Genomic DNA, 16249 nt, shown 5'->3' with positions numbered 1-16249 from the left:
CGCGCGTCGCCGTGCCCCGGCCCCCGTGCCCCGTGCCCGTGCCTTCGTGCCCCCGCGGATCCGTCCGCCCGGGGTCCGCCCGGACTCGTAGAGTGGCGCGCATGCCCACACTCGCCGTCCGTGTGACCGGCCGCGACCTCCCCGGACGGGTTTTCGGGGAGCTCCGCCACGTCCACGTCGCCGTCCAGCGGGGCCGGGACCCGGATGGGCTGGTCCCGGGTGACGCGGCCGGGGCCGTCTGGGAGTTCGCCGTCACGGTGGTCGCCGCCCCCGACGGCACGCTCGACCACCGCGGGCCCCACGTGCAGGGCCGCCGCGGGGCCAGGTTCTTCTACCTCACCTGGGGGGACCGGCCGCCGGGTGGGGAGTTCGTCATGTTCCGCCGGGCGAAGCTCTACTTCGATGACCTGCCCGCCGGAGCCCCGGAGCGGGGGACCGTCGAAGGGAACCTCGCGCTGAGCGACGCCCGGGGCGCACCCCTGTGCGGCTCGGTGCGCCCACCGACGATCATCTGGACCTGATCGGGACCCGATCCGGGACCGCGCTCCCGAGCGCGAGGGCGATCAGGCGGCGCTCCACCCGCCGTCCATCGGCAGCGACGAGCCCGTGACGTGTGCCGTGGCGGGACCGCACAACCACACGGCGACGGCGGCCACCTCCTCCGGCTCGATCAGGCGCTTGATCGCCGAACCGCGCAACAGGACCTCCGCCACCACCCGTTCCGGCGCGATCCCGTGCGCCCGGGCCTGATCGGCGATCTGACGTTCCACCAGGGGGGTGCGCACATAACCGGGGTTGACGCAGTTGCTGGTCACCCCGTGCGGGGCACCTTCGAGCGCGGTCACCTTGCTGAGGCCCTCCAGCGCGTGTTTGGCGGTGACGTATCCCGACTTGAAGGGGCTGGCCCGCAGTCCGTGCACGCTGGAGACGTTCACCACCCGGCCCCAGCCGACCCGGTACATGTGCGGGAGACAACGGCGGATCAGCAGGAAGGGCGCCGTCACCATCACCCGCTGCATCAGCTCGAACCGCTCGGGCGGGAACTCCTCTATGCCCGCGACGTGTTGGAGTCCCGCGTTGTTGACCAGGACGTCGATCCCGGCGGGCAACGAGGCCACCGCTTCGGCGTCGGCGAGGTCCACCGTGTGGGCCCGTCCGCCGACGAGCCCGGCGACCGACTCCGCCGCCGCCCCGTCCACGTCCGCGACGTGGACGAAGGCCCCCGCGGCGGCCAGCGCCACCGAGCAGGCCCGCCCGATGCCACCGCCGCCACCGGTGACCATGGCCACGCGACCCGTCAGGTCGACGGACGTCGGGGCAGGCGCTGGAGGCAATCCGCTCGTCATGGGCGAAACCCTACGGACGGGAGACCACCCGGCCGACGTGCACCGCCACCACACCGCCGAGGCCCCTCATGGCGGCAGCCACCACAGCCGTTCGCCGCCGCGCCGGTGCTGCGCCACACCCCCGTCCCCCGACCCTCAGCCCGCCCCGACCTCCGCCGGCCTCGCCCGCTGGGCCCGGTACCGCCCCGGCGTGGTGCCGAATTCCCGGCTGAAGGCGTGCGAGAGGGCGTACGGGGTCCCGTACCCCACCCGGCGCGCGACGGCGCCCAGGGAGTCCTCGGTGTCCCGGAGCCGGGCGGCCGCCAGGTGGAGCCGCCACCAGGTCAGGTACGTCATGGGCGGGCGGCCGACGAGGGGCGTGAACCGGCGGGCCAGCGTCGGCCGGGAGACCCCCGCCTCCGCCGCCAGTCGCTCGGTCGTCCAGGGCGCGGCCGGATCCGCGTGCAGGGCCCGCAGGGCGGCCGAGACCACGGGATCGCCCAGGGCGGCGGACCAGGAACCGACGCCGGCGCCGGCCCCGGCCGTCCAGGACCGGATCATGTAGACGAGCAACAGATCGAGCAGACCGGGCACCGCGATCTCCGAACCGGCCCGTCGCCCGTCGAGTTCACGACCCAACAGGCCTATGGCCGCACGGAGTTCGGGAGCGGAGCCGACCCGGTTCGGCAGGTGCACGACCTCGGGCAGCTCGGCCATCAGCGGGTGCGCCCGGCTGCGGTCCAGGCGGTACTTCCCGCACAACAACTCCACTCTGCCCGACCCCGTGGCACCCGCCGCCAAGGCGGCGTCGTCCCGCGCACCTCGCGTGAACTCCTCGAACGACGCCGCCCGCGCCACGGTCCGCGCGTCGGCCGGCCCGTCGGCGAGCACGTGCCCCGCCCCGTGCGGGAGCAGGACCGCGTCCCCCGGGCCGAGGGTGATCGGCTCACCCCCGTCGGGCAGCAGCCAACAACTCCCCGTGAGCACCACGTGGAAGCCCGCGCCCTCGTACGGAGGCAGCCGTACGCACCAACGCCCGTCCACCCGAACCCGGTTGGAGGAGGGTCGGCCCACCCGTACGGCCGCGATGGCATCGCTCACCAGATCCATCCGGCCACCCTAAGCGCGCGGGCGATGAGCGGCTCGCGTATCCCGGTGAGCCCGTCGGGCATTGGGAGACTCGCTCACCCCGTCCTAGAGTCGGGGCCATGGACAACGACAGCGGGCAGAGCATGGTGTTGGGGGACGTCGAGGTCCTCCGGGTCGTCGAGTGGCAGGGGTCGTTCCTCCCCGCGCGGGACCTCGTCCCGGACGCCCCCGAGCGGGTGTGGGAGGAGAACGCGGACTGGCTCGTCCCGGACCACGTGGGGCCGGCGGACGGCATGGCCATGATGGCCCTGCAGAGCTGGGTGCTGCGCAGCGGCGGCCGGACCGTACTGATCGACACCGGAGTAGGCAACGGACGCGAACGGCCGGGCGGCGGTCCCTTCCACCACTGGAACGGGGACTTCCTCGGCGCCCTCGCACGGGCGGGGGTGCGCCCGCAGGACGTGGACGTGGTCGTGAACACGCACGTCCACGCCGACCACGTCGGCTGGAACACCCACGACGCCGGAGACGGGGCGGGGGACTGGCAGCCGACCTTCCCCAACGCCCGGTACCTGATCCCGGCCGCCGACGCGTTCCACTTCGGCCCGGACCACGACTACGGCGGCGGGCTGCGGGAGCTGGACCGGCTGCTCTACGAGGACAGCGTGGCGCCCGTGGTCAAGGCCGGCCAGGCCGTGCTGTGGGACGGGACCCACCGGATCGACGAGCACCTCACCCTGGAGTCGGCCCCGGGCCACACCCCCGGCTCCGCCGTGCTGCGGCTGGACTCCGGCGGCGAGCGGGCGGTCTTCGTCGGCGACCTCCTGCACAGCCCCGTCCAGATCCTCGACCCCGACCACAACAGCTGCTTCTGCATGGACCCCGCCGGGGCGGCGGCGACGCGCCACAGGATCCTCGGCCGGGCCGCCGAGGAGAGGGAGCTGGTCGTGCCGGCGCACTTCGGCGGGCCGGGCGCCGTCGAGGTCCGGCGCGAGGGCCCGGGCTTCGCCCTGTCCCGGTGGGCGCCCTACGCGGACGGCCGCTGAGGCGCGGCACCGTCGCACAGCACCCGTGCGCCTCTGGTACACGCCGCTGACGTGCGCCGATGGCCGTGGGCGTCGCCCCACGGGATTGCGTCGTCGGATCTCGCGACTGTTACCGTCGGCGACATGCCCGAGCTGATCTCCCCCACGCCCCGCCTGTACGCCTCCTGGCTCGCCGCCGGTGAGGAGTGGGGCGCCGACGCCCACATGGCCGGCGCGGCGCTCGACGGTGACGACGACGTGTCCACCCCCGAGGGCTTCGCCGCCTGGACCGAGCGCCTGCGCGCGTACGGGGACCGTACGGTCCCCCTGGAGCACGGACGGGTCCACGCCACCTCCTGGTGGATCGCCGAGGGGGACACCTTCCTGGGCTCGATCGACCTCCGCCACCACCTCAACGCGTTCCTCCTCGACGCCGGCGGCCACATCGGCTACAGCGTGCGGCCCTCCGCGCGCGGTCGCGGTCTGGCGACCTGGGCCCTGTCCGAGGTCCTCCACGAGGCCCGCCTGATGGGCATGGACCGGGTCCTGCTCACCTGCGACCCGGACAACGAGGCCTCGGCCCGCACCATCGAACGCAACGGCGGGGTGCTGGAGGACGTCCGCGAGACCCTCATCGGCCCCAAGCGGCGGTACTGGATCGACCTCTGAGCGGGTCCCGCCGCCGGCCGGAGCCGGGGCGGGACCCGTCGAACGGTCAAACCATCAGCGGGAGTTGCGCTCCGGCAGGTCCACCTCGGCCGGGGCGAGACCGGCTGCCGGGGCGGGACCGGTCGCGGGTGCGCCCGCCGCGAAGCCGCGCGCGGTCGCCTGAGCCGGCTTCTTGCCGCAGAACGCCGCCTCCAGCGTGCCGCCCAGAGCGGTGTTGGCCGCGCCCTGGTTGGAGACATTCGCCATCGCGGTCATGCTGCGCTTCCCGTCGCGGGTGGTGAACGCGTAGGTGTAGAAACCCTGCACGGTGCCCGTGTGGCCGTAGACGGAGGCGCCGCACGACAGGTCGTAGCGGCGCAGGCCCAGCCCGTAGAAGCGGGTGTTCGTGGCGTCCGTCGGGGTCATCGTCAGCATCGCGTCGAGGGACGTCGACGACAGCAGCCTGCCCTTGAGGAGCGCGGACATGAAGGTGCTGAGATCGGCCGGAGTGGAGATCATCGCCCCGGCCGACTGGGCCCAGGACACCGTCTGCTCGGTGGAGTCGACCAAGGGGGCGCCGGCCTCGTCCGGAGTCAGGTAGCCGCTGATGTGCGCACCCTTGATCCGGGTGTCGGGGTGTACGTACGAGGTGTCGCGCAGCCCCAAGGGCTTGATGATCCTGCGCTGGTACTCGTCGGCCGCCTTGTGGTGGGTCAGCTTCTCGATGAGCATGCCGACGACCACGAAGTTGGTGTTGGAGTACTTGTACGAGACCCCCGGCTCGGTGGTCCGCGGCTCGTCCAGCGAGAGCTGCAACAGCTCCTGGTGAGTGAAGACCTTGTTGCGCACCGCCTCGAAGCCCGGAACGGTCTGGTAGAACATCGCGTTCGTGTAGTCCGACAGACCGCTGCGGTGGGTCAGCAGGTGACGGACCGTGATCCGGTCGTCGGGCAGCAGACCCGGCAGGTAGTCGTTGACCGGCCGGTCCAGCTCGATCTTCTTCTCGTCCACCAGCTGGAGCAGGACGACCGAGGAGAACGTCTTGGTGACGCTGCCGATCCGGAAGCGGGCCCGCGTGTCCATCGCCTCGCCGGTGACCCTGTCGCGGACGCCCTCGGTCTTGGTCCGCACGCCCGAGGGATCGGTGATCCTGGCCATCGCGCCCGGCGCTCCGGCGGCCAGGGTGTTGAGCAGCGCCTGGTCCAGCGCGTCGAGATCGGGAGCCGGGAGGGAGCCGCCGGTCGGGGCGGTGCGGGCGGCCGGGGCGGGCGCGGCCTGCGCGGCGGTGGCGGGAGCCACACCGGCCACGACGGCCAACAGGGCGGCGCCGACGGCCAGACGGCGGTGGGTGGGGGGCAGGAGCACGTTGATCCTCGACTCGATCGAATCCGGTACATGGCGTCCGGCCGCCGGATCCGCCGTGGAGTAGACCCGGGAATGGCGGAAACCATGGTCTGGACGAGCCCAGTTGACGGCCGAACGCGCTGGTCACGAGCTTACGGAAGTTGATCGGAGCGTGTGCGCCCCGACACTGTGGGGCCTCTCACCGGCCGTGTGTGGAACGCTCCTGACGGTCCGGCACTCCGGGGTCCGGGTTCAGCCGTCCGACCGCCGGACGTGGAGGTGTCCGTCGAGGGGGAAGTCGGGCGGATGGGGGGCGAGGATCCCCGTGAGGGCGTAGCCGCACTTCAGTGCGACCCGACAGGAGGGTTCGTTGTCCGACTGGTGCCGCAGCTCCAGGCGCTCCAGCCCGGCCGGCCGCAACGTCTCGAACGCCCATGCCGTCACGGCCTCCACGGCGCGGGGCGCCACACCGAGCCCGCGCGCGTGCGGCGCCGTCCAGTACCCGACCTCCGCCGTGGGCTTGCCGACGGCGACGCCCTTGAGCAGTACGTTGCCCAGCGGTCGCGGGCCGTCGGCTCCCGCTTCCGCACCGGTCACGGCGAAGGCGAAGCCGGCTCCCGCCGCCCGTTCGACCTCCCGGTCCCTGATCCAGGCGAGGGCGTCGGCCGTGGTGTCCAGGTGGTGGGTGGAGTAGTGACGCAAAGTCACGTCCCGGTGGGCCTCGCACAGGGCGTCCGCGTCGGACTCCCGCCAGGAACGGAGCACCAGGCGGGGCGAGTTCGCGGTCGCGGCCACTTCGACCCGGGGGGTGACGTACATCGGCCGATCATATGCGGATCCCCCCCACGGAGCGCCTTGGTCGCGGCCGGGCCCTACGCCACGCCCCGCTCCGACCGGCCGCCCGCCACGAGGTCCCGCGGGGCGGGGGCGGGGAGCCGGGCGGGGGTCGGTCGGCGCAACCACAGGAGGGATCCCGCCAAGAGGACCGCGCCGGAGGCGATCCAGGGTGTCGGGCCGGGCGGCAGGGCCGCGACGGCGGGGCCGGTCAGGGCGCCGGCCGCCTGGAGGGCGAGGGACTGCACGGAGAGCGCTGTGGCGCGTCCCGCGCCGGACACGCGTCCGTGCAGGAGGGCGTTCTCGTTGGGGCCCGCCGCGCCCAGGCCCAGGTAGACCACCGCGTAGGCCAGGGCGGCGCAGCCGGTCGCGAGGGGGCCGGAGAACGCGGCGGTGGCCCCGAGGAGCAGCAGGCCGGTAGCGCCCGTGGCGAGGCCGACCAGCACGGCCCGTTCGCCGCCGCCCGCCCATCGGGCGGTGAGCGGTGCGAGGTGGCTGCCGCCCGCCGAGCAGAGGAAGCCGGTGCAGGCCAGTACCGCGAAGAGCATCGCGCCGGACTCGGGTGCGCCGGTCAGGAGCGAGGCCCGCCCCGGGGTGAGCAGCTCGACGGCGGCGAGGGCGCAGCCGGTCGCCGCCGCCCCGAGCAGGACCCGCCGGACCAGCGCGTCCCGCCCGCCCAGGCGCAGCCCCTCGGCGACGGTCGCCGGGATTCCCGCCACCACCGCGCGCGGGGTGGCGCTCGGGCGGACGGCGGGCTCCGGCAGGGCGGTGAGCACGTGGAACATGAACGCCGACAGGGCGACCGCCGCCAGCAACGGCGGTACGGAGAGCGGCAGTACCCGCCCGCCGGTGAACTCGCCCAAGCCGGAGACGAGTCCGGGCGACAGCCCGAGCAACCAGGGCAGACCCCCGCCGAGCAGGGTGCCGGCGGCGAGCGCGATCGCCGTGGCGGTACCACCCCGGGCCAACCCGGTCCGCAACTCGGACTCCGACTCGGAGTAGCGTTGCTCGCCGACCTCGCCGACCTCGCCGACCTCGCCGACCTCGCCGACCTCGCCGACCTCGCCGACCTCGCCGACCTCGCCGACCTCGCCGACCTCGCTGCCCGAGCCCGCGTGGACGGTGTCCACGTACCAGGCCTCGACGGGTCCGCCGGCGAGGGCGCGCCCCGCGCCGAGGAGGCCCATGCCGACGGCGAGCAGCCACGGCGCCGTGCCCAGGCCCAGGACGGTGAAGGCCACCAGGTTCAGGATCCCGGCGGTGGCGAGCACGACGCGCCGGCCGAGCACGTCGGAGAGCCCACCGGTGGGCAGTTCGAGGAGTGCGGCGGTCAGGGAGTGGGCGACGAAACAGCCCGCCACGGTGGTGAGGGCCAGGCCGCGCTGGGTGAAGAGCAGGATGAGCGGGGTGACCGCGAGGCCGATCGGGAACCAGAAGAGGACACAGGTCGCGACGTAGCGGCGGCGCGCCGCCCGTGGGTCGAGGGAGCCGGTCACCGCGCCTCGCCCGCCCCGCCCGCCGCGTCCCGGTCGGTTGCGCCGTCGGCTTCCGTGCGACCGGGGGTCCGGCCCGCGAGGGGCAGTCCGGCCGCGATGAAGACGACCTGCGCGGCGCGCGGATCGGTGGCGTCGCGGGCGGTCAGCTCCGTCAGCTTCCGGTCGATGGCCTCCCACAGTTCGGTCAGGGACTCGGGGGTGAGGCGGGGCGTCAGGTCGCTGATCCCGGACGGCTCCACCCACTCCGGCGCCAGGCGACCGGCCGCCGTGTCCGCCTCGTGGCGGGCGAGCGAGGCCGCCAGGTGTTCCACCTGGCGCCGGCGGCTGAAGGCGAGGAAGGCCCGGCTGGCGGGGGAGGCCTCCATGTCGCCGTTGCTCCAGGTGGTCGCGGCGTGCACCGACCGCCAACGCCGCTCCCGCCCGTCCCGGTGCTCGGCCTCGGCCACGAAGGCGTACTTCGCCAGGACGCGAAGGTGGTAGCTCGTGGAGGCGGAGGACTCGCCGGTCACGGCGGCCAGTTCGCTCGCCGTGGCCGGGCCGTCCTGCCTCAGCAGCCCGAGCAGCCGGATGCGCAAGGGGTGGGTGAGGGCCTTGAGGGCCGCGGTGTCCCGTTCGGGATCGAGGACGCGTTGCTGGTCTTCGCCGGTCATGGGAGGAGGTTAGAGACGGCAAGAGGCTTTCCAAAAGATATTTTGCAGTATTTCTTTGGGAAAGTTCGCACGCTCGTCCCATCCGGGCCCCGCCCGCTCCCCGCCCTGCCCCTACGCTGGCCCCGTGGCGACGCATACGAACACGGACACGAGCACGGACAAGAACGCCGGCACCGACAAGAGCGCGGACACGGGCTCGGGAACGGGCCGGAGCGACCGAAGGGGCGGACGGTTGATCTACGGATGCATGGGGCTGGGCGGCAGTTGGGAACCGGGCCCCCACACGCCGGCCGACATCGACGCCGCGGAGGCCGCGGTCCGGGCCGCGCTCGACATCGGGATCACCGCCTTCGACCATGCCGACATCTACCGGCACGGCAAGGCCGAGGCCGTCTTCGGCGAGGTGCTCGCCCGGACGCCGGGGCTGCGCGAGCGGATCACCCTCCAGACCAAGTGCGGCATCCGCCTCGGCGGCGAGGGCCGCCCGGGCCTGTACGACCTGCGCGGAGAGACCATCGTCCGCCGGGTCGAGGAGAGCCTCACCCGGCTGCGGACCGACGTGATCGACGTCCTCCTCCTGCACCGCCCCGACCCGCTCGCCGACCCGGACTCGATCGCCTCTGCCCTGATGTCCCTGCACGGCCAGGGCCTCGTACGCGCCTTCGGCGTCTCCAACATGGGCGCCCCGCAGATAGCCCGCCTCCAACACCGGCTCGACGTGCCCCTGGTGGCCAACCAGTTGGAGATGAGCCTGCACAGCCGGGACTGGGTCGAGGCCGGGGTGCTCCTCAACACCTCCGGGGCCACCGGGAACGGCTTTCCCTTCGGCACCCTGGAGCACTGCGCCGACCACGGCATCCGCCTCCAGGCCTGGGGAGCCCTGGCCCAAGGCCGGTTCACCGGCCGTCAGGAAACCCCCGCCGAGCACGCCACGGCCGCGCTCTTGGCGGATCTTGCCAAGCGCAAGGACACCACCCCCGAGTCCGTCCTGCTGTGGTGGCTGCGCCGCCACCCCGCCGGCATCGAGCCCGTCATCGGGACGGCCCGTCCGGACCGCATCCGCGCCTGTCGCGACGCGGCGCTCGCCGAGCCCGTCCTCACGCACGAGGAGTGGTACGAACTCTGGACCACCGCCCGCGGAGTCCCCCTGCCCTGACCGCCGGCTGCCCGCCGGAGGCCCGCGCACCGGCCTTCGGCGTAGCCCGCCCTCCCGGCCCCGCCCGCGCGCCGGCACGCCGCGCCAACACCGGTATCGCGGGCCGCGACCGCCGGCCCGAGCGGAGCCGGCCGGGTCGAAATATGATGAACCCGGCCGGCAGGGGCCTTTCACGCGGTGACAGCGGGGACGATCCAATGGACGAGGCGAGAGGGCACGGCGGCGCATCACGCCGCGGCGCGCCCCGGGGCGCGCCGTGAGCCGCCGTTCCCGGCCGGGCAGTGCCGACCTGCTGACCATGCTGGGGGAACTCACGGCCCAGGCGCGCGAGGGCGCGGAGCTCCAGCAGGCCCGGGTGGAACTGGCGGAGGCGCTCCAGCGCGAGATGCTGCCCGCGACCCTCCCAGGCCTCCCCGGCCTGCGGGCAGCCGCCCGGTACGCCCCGGCCCGGACCGGTCTGGAGATCGGCGGGGACTGGTACGACGGCTTCGAGGTGGCCGGCGGCGCCCTCGCCTTCTCGATCGGCGACGTACAGGGGCACGACGTCGCGGCGGCGGCCTTCATGGGGCAGGTCCGCATCTGCCTGCGCGCCGTGGGCGCCGTCGTGGCCGACCCGGGCGAGGTGCTGAGCCGCGCCAACGAGGTCCTCCTCGCCATGGACCGCGAACTCTTCGCGACCTGCACCCTGCTCCGCTTCGACCCGGCCACCGGCATGCTGGAGAGCGCCCGCGCCGGCCACGTTCCCACCGTCTGGGCCACCGAGGACGGCCGCTCCGGTGTCGCGGAGGACGCCGGAGGCCCCCCGCTCGGCACCGTGCCCGGCGTCGTCTACCCCGTGGCCCGCCGCAGGCTGGAAGCCGCCGGCTCGCTCGTCCTCCTCACCGACGGCGTGGTCGAGGGCCCGTCCTTCCCCATAGAGGAGGGCCTCGAACAGGTGGCGGCGATCCTGCGCGCGGACCCCGGCGGCGATCCCGACGGGCTGGCCGCCGAGGTGATGAGGGTCGCCGACTCCACCGGCCACGCCGACGACGCCGCGGTCCTCGTCCTCAGTCACGGGCCCGCGCACGCCCCGTAACCGCGTGTCACGCCGGCGCGGGACTGCCGGCCTGTTGTCTGATGCTCTGATGCGCACCATGGAATGGCGACGTCCGGCCCTGGCGCTGCTGCAGATCCTCGCCGTCGCCGCGGCCTACTACCTGAGCGGTCGGCTCGGGCTGCTCCGCCAGGTGACCGTCCAGGGGGCCATCGTCACCCCCCTGTGGCCACCGACCGGCATCGCCGTCGCCTGCCTCCTCTGGTGGGGTCCGCGGATCTGGCCGGGTCTCGCACTCGGCACCTACCTGGCGGTCGAGCGCCTCAGCAGTTTCAACCCCGAGGACCTCGGCATCGTCGCCGGCAACACCCTCGCGCCGCTGTGCGCGTACGCGCTGCTGCGCCGGGTCGCCTTCCGGCCCGAGCTGGACCGGCTCCGCGACGGGATGGCCCTCGTCTTCCTCGGTGGTCTGGTGCCGATGATGATCAGTGCCACCGCGGGCACCGGGACCCTGGTGCTGACCGGGAACCTGCCGGCGGCCAAGTTCTGGCCGGTGTGGTCGGCCTGGTGGGCCGGGGACACGATGGGCGTCCTGTTGGTGACCCCGCTGCTGCTGGTCCTGCGTCATGCCAGGATGCCGAGGGACCCCTATCGGGTGGCCGAAGCCGTGATCCTCTTCGTCACGGCCGCGGCCATGGCGCTCGTCGCCACCCGCAGCCCGCTCTCGATCCTCTTCCTCGTCTTCCCGCTGCTCATCTGGGCTGCCGCCCGCTTCCAGCTCGCCGGGGCGGCGCCCTGCGCCCTGATGGTCTGCGTGCTGGCGATCTCGGCAGCCACCGACCACGCGGGTCCCTTCGCGCAGCACACCCTCTTCGAGGTGATGGTCACCCTCCAGGCCCTCAACGGGGCGGCGGCCCTGACGGGCCTGCTGCTGGCCGCACTCGTCACCGAGCAGAACAACATCCGCCGGGGGATCGCGGAGGTCTGCGCGGACCTCGCCGAGGTGGTGGCCCACCTCGCCCCGGGCGCACACCCGGCCCCACCGCCACCACCGAGGGACTGAGCACCGGGATCCGCCTCGGCCCCGCCGCTCGGCCCGACCGCTCGATCGCCGTGCGGAGCGGGCCGGTCAGAAGCGGGGCAGGCCGCTCGTCACGCGGGTCCACAGGGAGCGGGTGGCTCCGAAGCCCGTCTCGTGCTGCCAGACGTGGGTGCAGCCGGGGCACTGGAGGTGCAGCAGGCTGCCGTTGTTGGAGAGCAGGTAGCGCCAGTGCGCGGAGCAGGTGCGCCGCTCCTCGCAGGGGGCGCAGCCGCGTACGTCGTCACAGCGCGGACACGCCACCCAGGCCCGGCGTCCGGGATCGGCCTGCGGGTCAAGGGGCAACACGGCCGCCCCCGTCCCCGCGCGCGGGCAGCACACCGGCGGCGACCAGGTCCGTGTAGAGGCGCTGCTGCTCCGCGTCGAGGCCGGAGTACAGGAGGTCGTACGCGGCCTCCTCGCCGAGCAGTACCTCGACGGGGTCCCAGTCGGGGCCGAGAGCGGCCATCACCTGGGCCCGTCGCAGCACCTCCTGCGAGGAGAGATCGACGGAGAAGTCGACCAGCCCGGACGCGTCGGGGCCGGTGGGAGGGGTGGGGTCGTGGGGGGCCATGCCTCGAACTTAGGTAACCCTTCCTTGCGGGGTCAAGGGAGGGTGGGGGTTGTCACAACGCGGGCGTCGCCACGGCCGGCAACCGGGGCCGGGCTCCACCGCGTCCCCTTCCGGGGGTGGTGGACATGGACCGGACGGTACGGGGCACGACCGCGGCGGCGCTGCCCGTGGCGGCGGCCGCCGCCGTGTACGGGTGGTCGCACTGGTGCTTCGCGGGCGCGACCGCGCCGTCCACGGCCGTCGCCGTCCCGATCGGCGCCGTGCTGATCGCCGGTGCGACGACGGCCTGCTTCCGGCTGGTCGGAGGCAACGCGGGCTTCTTCGGGGCCCTCCTGCTCGCGCTGGGGCTGCTGACGACGGTGGCCGTCGCCGACCGGGTCGCCGTGCGCGGGGAGGTCGCCGACTGCGCCGTCGTCGAGGTCCACGGCAAGCCCCAGGCCTCCTTCGGCGAAGGAGGACCTCCGACCAGGACGGTCTACCGCCACGTCCTGCGCTGCCCGGGCGGCTACCCGAGCGAACTCAAGGACGACCACCGTCTGGCTGCCCCGGGCGGTCGACTCCGGGTCGCCTACGACCCCGACCGGCGGGTCTCCTCGGAAGTGGAAGGCGCCCGGTCGCCGTGGGCCCCGTTGCTCCTCGCCCTCGCCCTCCTCGGCGCCGCCACGGCTCTGGCCGCCCGCCGCCCGCCGCCGGAACCCGGGCCGCCGTCCCGCTGAGGGAGCCGTCGGGGGAGGATGCCGACGTGGACACGACGGAGCTGGAAGAGCGGGCCCGGGCCCTGGCGGCCCGGGGCGGACGGCGGATCCTCGGCATCGCCGGGCCGCCGGGCGCCGGGAAGTCGACGCTGGCGGCCCGGCTGGCCGCGACCCTCGGGCCGGAAGTGGCGGTGGTGGTTCCGATGGACGGTTTCCACCTCGCCCGGGTCGAACTGGAACGGCTGGGCAGGACGGACCGCAAGGGCGCCCCGGACACCTTTGACGCGGCAGGCTACGCGGCCCTGCTGCGGCGCCTGCGCGCGAGCCCCGGCGACGGTGGGGACACGGGCACCGTCTACGCCCCCGCCTTCGACCGCACCCTGGAGGAGCCGGTGGCCGGGAGCGTTCCGGTGGATCCCGCCGTCCCCCTGGTGATCACCGAGGGGAACTACCTGCTGCACGACGCGGGGGAGTGGCGTCGGATCCGGCCCCTCCTGGACGAGGCCTGGTTCCTCGCCCCGGACGACACCCTGCGGGTCCGTCGGCTCGTCGACCGCCATGTGCGCCACGGCAAGGACCCCGCCCGCGCCCGCGCCTGGGTGGCCCGCTCGGACGAGGCCAACGCCCGCCTGATCGCCCCCGGACGCGACCGGGCCGACCTCGTCGTACCCGTCGACTGACAGCCCCGCCGCGCGGGGGCCGGCCCCCGCGCCGCGCCCGCAGCGGCCCGGCCCGTCGCCGCCGCCGCGCAGGCGTGGCGGGTTAACGTCAGCGGATGGACGGTGATCACCGAGGATGGCGCCCGTGCCTGCTCGCCGGCGCGGTGTTCGCCGTGTGCATGGCCGGCACCACGCTGCCGACCCCGCTCTACAGCCTCTACCAGCAGGAATTCGGATTCTCCGAGCTGACGGTGACCGTCGTCTACGCCGTCTACGCCTTCGTCGTGATCGGCGTCCTGCTGCTCGCCGGCAACGCCTCCGACATGGTAGGTCGGCGGCCCGTGCTCCTGGCGGGCCTCGGCTTCGCGGCGGCGAGCGCCATCTGCTTCCTGCTGGCCACGGGCACGCCGTGGCTCTACGCGGGTCGGCTGTTTTCCGGTGTGTCCGCCGGCCTGTTCACCGGCGCCGCCACCGTGTACGTGATGGACCTCGCGCCCTCCGGCGGACGCGCCCGGGCCACCTTCGTGGCCACCGCAGCGAACATGGGTGGTCTGGGGTGCGGGCCGTTGCTGGCCGGGATCCTCGCGCAGTACGCCCCGTGGCCGCTGAGCCTCCCGTTCGTCGTCCACCTCGCTCTGGTGGTCTGTTCCTGCGCCGTGCTGCTGCGACTGCCCGAGACCGTGCGGGAACGCCGGCCGCTCGCCGCCGTACGCCCCCAGAAGCCCGGCCTGCCCCCACAGGTGCGGGCGGCTTTCTGGCCCGCGGCGCTCGCCTCGTTCGTCGGATTCGCGCTGTTCGGCGTGTTCACGGCGGTCAGTCCGGCCTTCCTCGCCGAGTCCCTCGACGTGCACAACCGGGCCGTCAGCGGTCTGGTGGTCGCCCTGGCCTTCTTCGCCTCGATCGGCGGCCAGCTGGCCGCCGGCCGGACCGGCCCGGACGTCTCCCTCCCCCTGGGCTGCGCGATCCTCTTCGTCGGCCTGGGCCTCCTCGCGGCGGCCCTCCACTGGGACCTCCTCCTCCTGGTGGCCCTGAGCGCCCTGGTCGGCGGCGTCGGCCAGGGGCTCGCCTTCCGCGGCGCGCTGGGCGCCGTCGCCGGAGCCTCCCCGGCGGAGAGCCGCGCGGCGGTGATCTCCACGCTGTTCGTGGTGGCGTACACCGGCATCTCGCTCCCGGTGATCGGCGTGGGCGTGCTCTCCGGGCCGATGGGCCTGGAGGGAGCCGGGCTGGTGTTCATCGCCTGCATGGCGGTCCTGGTCTGCGCCGCCGCTGCCTACCTCGTCCTGCGCGCCCGTACCCCGGCCCCGGACCCGGTCGGCCCCGGGGACTGACCGCCCCCCGGACCGACCCGACCGGACCTGACCTGACCGGACGCCCCTCCGCTCCGCCTCCTCACGAGGCCGCCCACCCCGCCCCTTCGGGCCGGCCCTCCCCGCCCGGCGCCCCGGGGTGAGAAGATCGTGAAGCGAGGTCGCGGGGGGAGCGGCCGGGGAGCAGAGGCGAGGGGGGAGACCGGTGTTCGGGCAACGAGGGATCCGGCGGTCGATCGGCGCCTTGGTGGACGCCGTCGCCCATGTGGAGGCGCCCGCACGGGGCGAGACCATCTGTCAGGCCCTCTGCGAGGCCATGGGCGAACGCCGGGGCCGCACCATCGGCTTCCGTACGACCTCGTTCCCGCCGGGCACCGCCAGCGGGCTCGCCCTGGACCTCGGGGCCCAGGACCTCGTCGTCGTCGAGCGGCGCACCGTCCCCGAGCACCAGATCATCATCGCCGGACACGAACTGCGCCACCTCGAACTGGGCCACTGCCACCAGCACATGGCCGAGGGCTCCGCCGCCGGCCGGCTCCTCCACCACGACACCGACCTGAGCCGGGTCGTCGCCTCCGTCCTCGCCGTCGCCGGACGACAGAGCCCCGCCTTGCTCGAACCCGACGGATCGGCCGCCCGGCGCCAGGAGCGCGAGGAGGAGGCCGCCGAACGCTACGGCCTCGAACTGGCCCACGCCCTGCGCCACCTGCTCCGGCCGGGCCCCTCCGCCACACCCGACCGGACGACGACATCGGGCCGCATCGGGGCGGCCCTCGGCCACCTCGGCCCGCGGGGCTGACGGTGTCGGACACGGGCTTCTACGTCGCCGTACTGTTCGGAGCGCCCGCCGGTCTGCTCCGTCTACCCGGCCTGCTCCGCAACCCGCACGACCCCCTGCTGAGGTCGGTGACGGCCCTGTTGGTGACGACCGTCGCCGTGTTCTTCTTCGCGGCGACCCCCACCATCGCCCGGGTCAACGAACTGACCGGCGTCGCGAACTTCTCCGCCCCCCTCGTCTACTCGCTGCTGATGGCCTGCTCCGGCTCGGGGATCCTGCTGCTCATCAACTGGCGCGGCGGATCCCCGCAGCGCATCCGACGGGCCACCCGCTGGTGCGTCGGCTGGTACGCGGCGGTGATCGTCGCGCTGTTCGCCCTGTTCCACCTCGGCGACGCGCCCGACGAACGACTGCGCGACTTCGACACCCACTACGCCCACACGCCGTACGTACGGGAGATGATCGCCCTCTACCTCCTGGCCCACACCGCGTCCACCCTGATCATGACCTCCCTTTTGATATGCTGTCTGGGAGTGGTATCTGGTTTTCTGTTTGTTT

Annotated in this window: 18 protein-coding genes and 1 pseudogene; 11 read left to right on the top strand and 8 right to left on the bottom strand. The window is 74.0% G+C overall.

From position 1 onward, the window contains the following. The first annotated feature begins 101 nt into the window (after positions 1-101). A complete protein-coding gene (locus tag ACIOD1_RS10110; RefSeq protein ID WP_401901432.1) occupies positions 102-521 on the top strand; it encodes a DUF5990 family protein in 420 nt (139 codons plus the stop codon). A gap of 42 nt (positions 522-563) precedes the next feature. Here the strand turns inward: ACIOD1_RS10110 and ACIOD1_RS10105 are convergent, their stop codons facing one another. Both ACIOD1_RS10105 and ACIOD1_RS10100 read right to left on the bottom strand, forming a co-directional pair. Next, complete coding sequence (locus ACIOD1_RS10105; RefSeq protein ID WP_401901430.1) at positions 564-1346, bottom strand: 3-hydroxybutyrate dehydrogenase; 783 nt, start codon at positions 1344-1346, stop codon at positions 564-566. 135 nt (positions 1347-1481) lie between these two features. Further along, positions 1482-2435 carry an AraC family transcriptional regulator gene (locus ACIOD1_RS10100; RefSeq protein WP_401901429.1) on the bottom strand — a complete coding sequence of 318 codons (954 nt, stop codon included), beginning with the start codon at positions 2433-2435 and terminating at the stop codon, positions 1482-1484. 98 nt (positions 2436-2533) lie between these two features. Here ACIOD1_RS10100 and ACIOD1_RS10095 point away from each other — a divergent pair, with 98 nt between their 5' ends. Both ACIOD1_RS10095 and ACIOD1_RS10090 read left to right on the top strand, forming a co-directional pair. Beyond that, complete coding sequence (locus ACIOD1_RS10095) at positions 2534-3460, top strand: MBL fold metallo-hydrolase (RefSeq protein WP_401901427.1); 927 nt, start codon at positions 2534-2536, stop codon at positions 3458-3460. A 123-nt stretch (positions 3461-3583) separates the two neighbouring features. Continuing rightward, positions 3584-4108, top strand: a complete 525-nt coding sequence (locus ACIOD1_RS10090; protein WP_365612815.1) for a GNAT family N-acetyltransferase — start codon at positions 3584-3586, stop codon at positions 4106-4108. A 54-nt stretch (positions 4109-4162) separates the two neighbouring features. On the opposite strand, the gene ACIOD1_RS10085 is transcribed toward ACIOD1_RS10090, so the two are convergent. From ACIOD1_RS10085 to ACIOD1_RS10070, 4 genes are all read right to left on the bottom strand, one after another. Then, entirely contained in the window at positions 4163-5452 is a 1290-nt protein-coding gene (locus ACIOD1_RS10085) for a serine hydrolase domain-containing protein (protein WP_401901425.1), read from the bottom strand. Positions 5453-5683: 231 nt separating this feature from the next. Next, positions 5684-6250 carry a GNAT family N-acetyltransferase gene (locus ACIOD1_RS10080; protein WP_365612818.1) on the bottom strand — a complete coding sequence of 189 codons (567 nt, stop codon included), beginning with the start codon at positions 6248-6250 and terminating at the stop codon, positions 5684-5686. Positions 6251-6303: 53 nt separating this feature from the next. Then, a complete protein-coding gene (locus tag ACIOD1_RS10075) occupies positions 6304-7761 on the bottom strand; it encodes an MFS transporter (RefSeq protein WP_401901423.1) in 1458 nt (485 codons plus the stop codon). Then, positions 7758-8411 carry an ArsR/SmtB family transcription factor gene (locus ACIOD1_RS10070; protein ID WP_401901422.1) on the bottom strand — a complete coding sequence of 218 codons (654 nt, stop codon included), beginning with the start codon at positions 8409-8411 and terminating at the stop codon, positions 7758-7760. Before ACIOD1_RS10070 ends, ACIOD1_RS10075 begins: the two co-directional genes overlap by 4 nt. A 124-nt stretch (positions 8412-8535) precedes the next feature. On the opposite strand from ACIOD1_RS10070, the gene ACIOD1_RS10065 reads away from it, so the two are divergent. The 3 genes from ACIOD1_RS10065 (at position 8536) to ACIOD1_RS10055 (ending at position 11663) form a co-directional block, all read left to right on the top strand. Next, on the top strand, positions 8536-9567 hold the full coding sequence (locus ACIOD1_RS10065; RefSeq protein WP_365612827.1) for an aldo/keto reductase: 1032 nt from the start codon (positions 8536-8538) through the stop codon (positions 9565-9567). A gap of 256 nt (positions 9568-9823) precedes the next feature. Beyond that, positions 9824-10642 carry a PP2C family protein-serine/threonine phosphatase gene (locus ACIOD1_RS10060; RefSeq protein ID WP_401901421.1) on the top strand — a complete coding sequence of 273 codons (819 nt, stop codon included), beginning with the start codon at positions 9824-9826 and terminating at the stop codon, positions 10640-10642. Between the two features lie 46 nt (positions 10643-10688). After that, positions 10689-11663, top strand: a complete 975-nt coding sequence (locus ACIOD1_RS10055) for an MASE1 domain-containing protein (RefSeq protein ID WP_401902313.1) — start codon at positions 10689-10691, stop codon at positions 11661-11663. A gap of 66 nt (positions 11664-11729) precedes the next feature. Here the strand turns inward: ACIOD1_RS10055 and ACIOD1_RS10050 are convergent, their stop codons facing one another. Continuing rightward, entirely contained in the window at positions 11730-11987 is a 258-nt protein-coding gene (locus ACIOD1_RS10050; protein ID WP_365612833.1) for a hypothetical protein, read from the bottom strand. After that, positions 11974-12252 carry a DUF6400 family protein gene (locus tag ACIOD1_RS10045; protein WP_365612836.1) on the bottom strand — a complete coding sequence of 93 codons (279 nt, stop codon included), beginning with the start codon at positions 12250-12252 and terminating at the stop codon, positions 11974-11976. The genes ACIOD1_RS10050 and ACIOD1_RS10045 overlap by 14 nt, the downstream gene beginning before the upstream one ends. A gap of 125 nt (positions 12253-12377) precedes the next feature. Between ACIOD1_RS10045 and ACIOD1_RS10040 the strand changes: the two genes are divergently transcribed. From ACIOD1_RS10040 to ACIOD1_RS10020, 5 genes and pseudogenes are all read left to right on the top strand, one after another. Then, entirely contained in the window at positions 12378-12968 is a 591-nt protein-coding gene (locus ACIOD1_RS10040) for a hypothetical protein (RefSeq protein WP_401901418.1), read from the top strand. Positions 12969-12994: 26 nt separating this feature from the next. After that, positions 12995-13627, top strand: a complete 633-nt coding sequence (locus ACIOD1_RS10035) for a nucleoside/nucleotide kinase family protein (protein WP_401901416.1) — start codon at positions 12995-12997, stop codon at positions 13625-13627. Between the two features lie 95 nt (positions 13628-13722). Further along, positions 13723-14934, top strand: a complete 1212-nt coding sequence (locus tag ACIOD1_RS10030; RefSeq protein WP_365612845.1) for an MFS transporter — start codon at positions 13723-13725, stop codon at positions 14932-14934. 184 nt (positions 14935-15118) lie between these two features. Then, positions 15119-15712, top strand: a complete 594-nt coding sequence (locus tag ACIOD1_RS10025; protein WP_365612847.1) for a toxin-antitoxin system, toxin component — start codon at positions 15119-15121, stop codon at positions 15710-15712. A gap of 2 nt (positions 15713-15714) precedes the next feature. Continuing rightward, positions 15715-16249, top strand: a pseudogene (locus ACIOD1_RS10020) (hypothetical protein); the annotation flags it as partial.

Source organism: Streptomyces sp. NPDC088097 (assembly GCF_044741845.1).
Lineage (GTDB): Bacteria > Actinomycetota > Actinomycetes > Streptomycetales > Streptomycetaceae > Streptomyces.
The sequence above is the reverse complement of the archived record's forward strand: the minus strand, read 5'-3'. Positions and strand labels throughout refer to the sequence as shown.